The organism is uncultured Cardiobacterium sp., assembly GCF_938028185.1.
In the GTDB taxonomy this organism is placed as follows: domain Bacteria; phylum Pseudomonadota; class Gammaproteobacteria; order Cardiobacteriales; family Cardiobacteriaceae; genus Cardiobacterium.
In genome coordinates this window covers 1-4,454 of record NZ_CALJAH010000356.1, presented here as the reverse complement: position 1 = coordinate 4,454, position 4,454 = coordinate 1, and the positions used below count along the sequence as shown (strand labels likewise).

The window sequence follows — 4,454 nt, the reverse complement described above, 5'->3', positions numbered from 1 at the left end:
CCGGGTCGTTACCGGCGTGCGAGGCGACGCCGTGGTAGGTGATGATGAAGGTGGCATTACCTTTGCGGCGGTTCACCAGCGAGCCGTCGGCGCGCGCCGATTCGCAGACGAGTACGCGGTCGGCTTTTTTCGCTTCCGCCAGCAGCCACGGGTCGGAGTGGATGGAGCCGATTTCTTCGTCCGGGTTGTGCAGGATGCCGATGGAGAGTTTGTCGCGCACCGCCGGGTCCAGTTCGGACAGCGCGGCGTAGATGGTGATGACGCCGTTTTTCATGTCGGCAACGCCGGGGCCGTAAGCGCGGTCTCCTTCCACCTTGAACGGCCGTGCGGCGGCAGTGCCTTCGGGGAAGACGGTGTCAATGTGGCCGACGAGCAGTACGTCGTAGTGGTCGGGATTTTCGCGGTTGGTAATTAGCAGGCCGGGGCCAACTTCGTCGTGCAGGTGCTGCCGTTTGATGTGCCAGCCGCCGAGCGCGGTGTATTTTTCGGTGAGCATGTCGGCGATTTTGCCGACACCGGCCGGCTGGTAGCTGCCGCAGTCGGTATTGATGAAGGGTTTCAGATGCTCCAAAAAGGTTTCTTTTTTCATGGCATTGCTCCTAAACGATGATTTGCATGACGAGTAGCGCCAGCAGGGCGTTGATGATGGAGATCAGCACCATCACCGGAATGTATTTGCCGGGGGTGCCGACGACACCGAGCAGCCGCCCGATGTATTGCACCTGCGAGCCCATGAGGTACATCGCCGGGGCGAGGACGGCGATGTCATGCAGGCTGAGGCTGCCGGCGGCAAATAGGCTGGAGGCGACGCCCACGCCGCCACCCATGGACAGCCAGGCGGCGAGCAGCACCATCAGCGCCTCGCCGGGCAGGCCAAAGACCTTCATCACCGGGCCGCAGACCGTGCCGATCAGATCGAGAATGCCGGTGAGTTTGAGGACGTAGATGAGGATGAAGGCCATCAGCACGTTGGGCAACATGCTGCCGGTGGCGATGCCCCAGCCGCGCTTGACGCCGCTGACGAAAACATCAGTCAGCATTGGTTTTTCTTGCATTTCACTCATGACGGCGCTCCTTCTTCTTTACGGGCGGCGAGGCGCAGATAAAAGCGCATCAGGTTCGCGCCGATGACTTTGAAAATGAAGATGACGGCGAGACAGGCGCCAATCGTGGTTGGCACTTTTTCCGCCTCACCCCCTGCCACCGCTGCGGCCGCAGTCAGCGCGAGGAGGGCTGCGCCGGAGGAGAGGAAATTGGTAATCGGCGCGCCTGCGCTGAACTGGAACATCGCGAAAATATCGCGCTCCTGTGCGTTGAGCTTGCCCTCGTCGTAGAGCGCGCGGGTCAGCGCCGCGCCCGCGTCGGTGCTTTGGAAACTGGCAATCATCGCGAGGCCGGTATCGCCCGGAATGCCCATCAGCGGCTTCAGAATACGCTGCAACAGGCGGCGCATCGCTTCCAGCGCGCCGTAATGTTCCAGCACGGCGATGATGCCCATCGCAAACAGCGTCGTCGGCATCAAGGTCAGGGCAAACAGGAAACCATCACGTGCGCCTGCGCCGCCCTGGCCGGAAAAATTCGCCGAACCGTGGCCACTCGCGGCCTTGTCGGCAGTTTCCGGCACGGCAACCTTGCCAAACTTGCCGTTCAACGTGTTGAAATCGAACACGCTGAAGACGTCATGCACCTTTTGCGGCTCGACATTGAGCTTTTCGGCAATCACCGTGCCGAAGTCCTGCACCGGCTTGCTGACGCTGATGCCGGAGAAAAAAATCACCGCAAAAATCAGCGCGATATACGCGCCAATCCCCGCCTTGCGCGGCGCGGCGGCGGAAGGAGACTCTTGCATACACACCTCACTCATGAATTAACGGAAAATCACGGCAAAATTCACATTTTGCCGTGGCGCATTATGGAATGCGGGATGCGGAAAAGTCCAGTAAAAATTAAAAAATTTAGTGTAGTTTCAAAAAGATGGCGCAGAAAAACCGCTGCCGCCACGACGCAGCAAAACAGCAGGCGCGCCTCCGTGCGCGGTCAAGAATTATGCGGTTTTCCGGTATGTTAACGCGAGCATGGCGACGAATCCACAAAATTTGTGTAAAAGTCCACAAAATGATGTGATTTCGTGTTTGCAAAAAGAACGCCGCCCAAGCGGCGGCGTTATAGCCATTCACCGAAAGCCTCATACGGTGGATGGCTATACGCAGGGCAGATGGCCAGCGGTGGGGCAAGCCCCACCCTACGTCCGCATTTCTTGATGCCACACTTCCGCGTGCGTGCCTGCGGCACACACCCGACGAAGTAGTCGCTACGTCCGCTTTTCCTGATGCCACACTTCCCGCGTGCAGGCTATGCGACAACTTCCGCGAGCGGGCGGCGCAGCGCATAGGGCAGCGGGGCGGCGTAGCCGAGGCGGAGCAGGATTTGCGGGTGTGTGCCGGGGCATTCGTCGGCGAGGCGGGCGCGTAGTGCGGCGACTTCGCAGGGTTGGTTGAGCCAGGCGCTGGCGATGCCGTGTGCGGTCAGTTGCAGCAGCAGCTGTTGCAGGACGCCGCCGGTGGCAATCCACGCCGGGATGTTATCGCCGTCGCTGGCGATGAGCAGCAGGTGCGAGGCGGCGGCGATTTTTTTGCGGTCGCTGTTGTTCTGGCTGCGGGGGTTAAGCATGAGGCGGATGATGAGGGCGGTGAGCCAGCGCGGCAGGTTGGGTGCGCCCATCACCGCGTAGCTGAGACCGTCGCGCGTGCGTTCGCTGTCTTTGCGGTTGTAGCGAATCCACGTCAGCAGTTCGTGCTTGAAAGCGGGGTCGCGCATTTGCGCGGTGTTGCCCGCCATGACCAGCGCGCCGAGGCGGGCAAAGGCGGGGCTGCCGTTCTCCCAGGCGTGCAGTTGCACACCTGCGCTTTGGCTGGCGGCGAGGATGTCGTTCAGTGCGGACGGCGGGATGCGGCGGCCATCGGCAGTGGCGCGGTTGGTTTGGCGACGGGCGATTTGTGCAAGGAGCGGGTCGGGGATGATGCCGGGCTGTTGTTGCAGGGTGATGGTAATCGCGCCGTCGGCGGCGATGTCGGTAGTGGTCGCGTAGCCGTGATGGCTGGCGGCGATGCGCAGGTTTTCCGCCGCGCAGCCGAGGCTGATAAAGAGTTCGCGGTTGTCGGGGTCAACGACCGGCAGGCGTTTACTGAAATCGGGGGCGATGGTGATGCAGTCTGCACCGAGGGTGAAGCGCCACGGCTGGGTGTTGTGGCCGGAGGGGGCGCGGATGGCGTGTTCGATAAGGGGCGTGAATGCGGTGTTTTTCATGGGGCGCTCCGGGTTGCGGGGAAGGTTTAGTGGGTAGCCAGGTGTTTTTTAATAAAGCGGGTCGGCGTTCATGCTATCTCTTTGTATGTACAGCATTATATGAAATTAGCCATGTTTTGACTAATTAGTCAAAGCATGGCTAATTTTGGCCAAGACAGTCATGGCGCGTCATGATGATTGCGGGCGGTTTATCCGGCAAACGCCGCCCAGCGTTGTGGCTGGCAGTTGTGCGCCTGCCACAGGGCGGCGAAAGCGTCGCTGGTGAGGAAATGCCACTCGCTCTCGCGCGCGGGTTTGATGTCGTCCTGCCAGTCGTCGCGCGGCACGGCGGGATGGCACATGATGACGGTGCCGTCGGGTGCGGTGGCGAGCCAGTGTTGCCAGTGCTGTTGCAGCGCGGTCGCGTCGGCATTGAAGTTGTAAACGCCGCCAAAATAGGGGTTTTTGCGCCAGCCGTCGCTGTGGTGGTCGAGGTGGCGTCCGCCAAGGGCGTGAATGAGGCGGGCTTTGGGGTCGCGGTCAATCGGGCGGGTGCTGCGCAGCGCCGGGCGGTCGCGGTAGCGTGCGGCGGCTTCGGCCAGCAGGGTTTCGCGGATTTGCGGGAACTGATGGACGTGCTGGTGGCCGTCAATGAAGGTGGGCGCGCGTCCGGTCAGGTCTTCAAAGCGGTCAAGCTGGCGGCGGATGAGGTCGCGCAGGGCGACGGGGTCAAAGCGGCGCAGCCAGGCGCGGGCGATGATGCGCTTCAGGCTGCCGCCAATGGCGGGGTATTCGCGCGCGGCGAAGGCGGTGAGGTCAAGGTGCAGGCCGAGTTCGCAGTCGCTGGCGTCAAGGCGGGCGAGGGTTTCGCGCGGCAGTTCACCGAGGCTCATCAGGCTGGCGGAGTGGATGCGCCGCGCTTCGGCGAGGCGGCAGACGGCTTCGTTGACGGTGGACGAGAGGCCGAGGTCGTCGATGTTGAGGGTGATTTTTTTCATGCGGGGTGGATGTTGTGGTGGGGCGGGCAATGGTGATGTTGGCGGGGTTAGGGGCTGTTTACAATTTGTACCGTCGCTAATGCGGCTTGTTTGCTGCCCCCACCCCGACCCTCCCCCACGGGGGAGGGGGTAGTTTGGTGGGCGACCGCAGAGCGAAGCCCGCAACGGGGC

General features: G+C 61.9%; 5 protein-coding genes. All 5 read right to left on the bottom strand.

Features of this window, described 5'->3' with window-relative positions; translation table 11 throughout:
* The coding region (locus Q0349_RS10495) for a M20/M25/M40 family metallo-hydrolase (protein ID WP_298080879.1) at positions 1 to 589 on the bottom strand (589 nt) is incomplete at its 3' end.
* 10 nt (positions 590 to 599) lie between these two features.
* The gene (locus tag Q0349_RS10490; RefSeq protein WP_298080878.1) at positions 600 to 1,064 is read right to left on the bottom strand and encodes a YjiG family protein; all 465 of its coding nucleotides are present in this window, start codon (positions 1,062 to 1,064) and stop codon (positions 600 to 602) included.
* Entirely contained in the window at positions 1,061 to 1,849 is a 789-nt protein-coding gene (locus tag Q0349_RS10485) for a nucleoside recognition domain-containing protein (RefSeq protein WP_298080877.1), read from the bottom strand. The genes Q0349_RS10490 and Q0349_RS10485 overlap by 4 nt, the downstream gene beginning before the upstream one ends.
* Positions 1,850 to 2,352: 503 nt before the next feature.
* Positions 2,353 to 3,306 carry a nitroreductase gene (locus tag Q0349_RS10480; protein ID WP_298080876.1) on the bottom strand — a complete coding sequence of 318 codons (954 nt, stop codon included), beginning with the start codon at positions 3,304 to 3,306 and terminating at the stop codon, positions 2,353 to 2,355.
* A gap of 188 nt (positions 3,307 to 3,494) precedes the next feature.
* Complete coding sequence (locus tag Q0349_RS10475; RefSeq protein WP_298080875.1) at positions 3,495 to 4,283, bottom strand: ChbG/HpnK family deacetylase; 789 nt, start codon at positions 4,281 to 4,283, stop codon at positions 3,495 to 3,497.
* Positions 4,284 to 4,454: the final 171 nt, after the last annotated feature.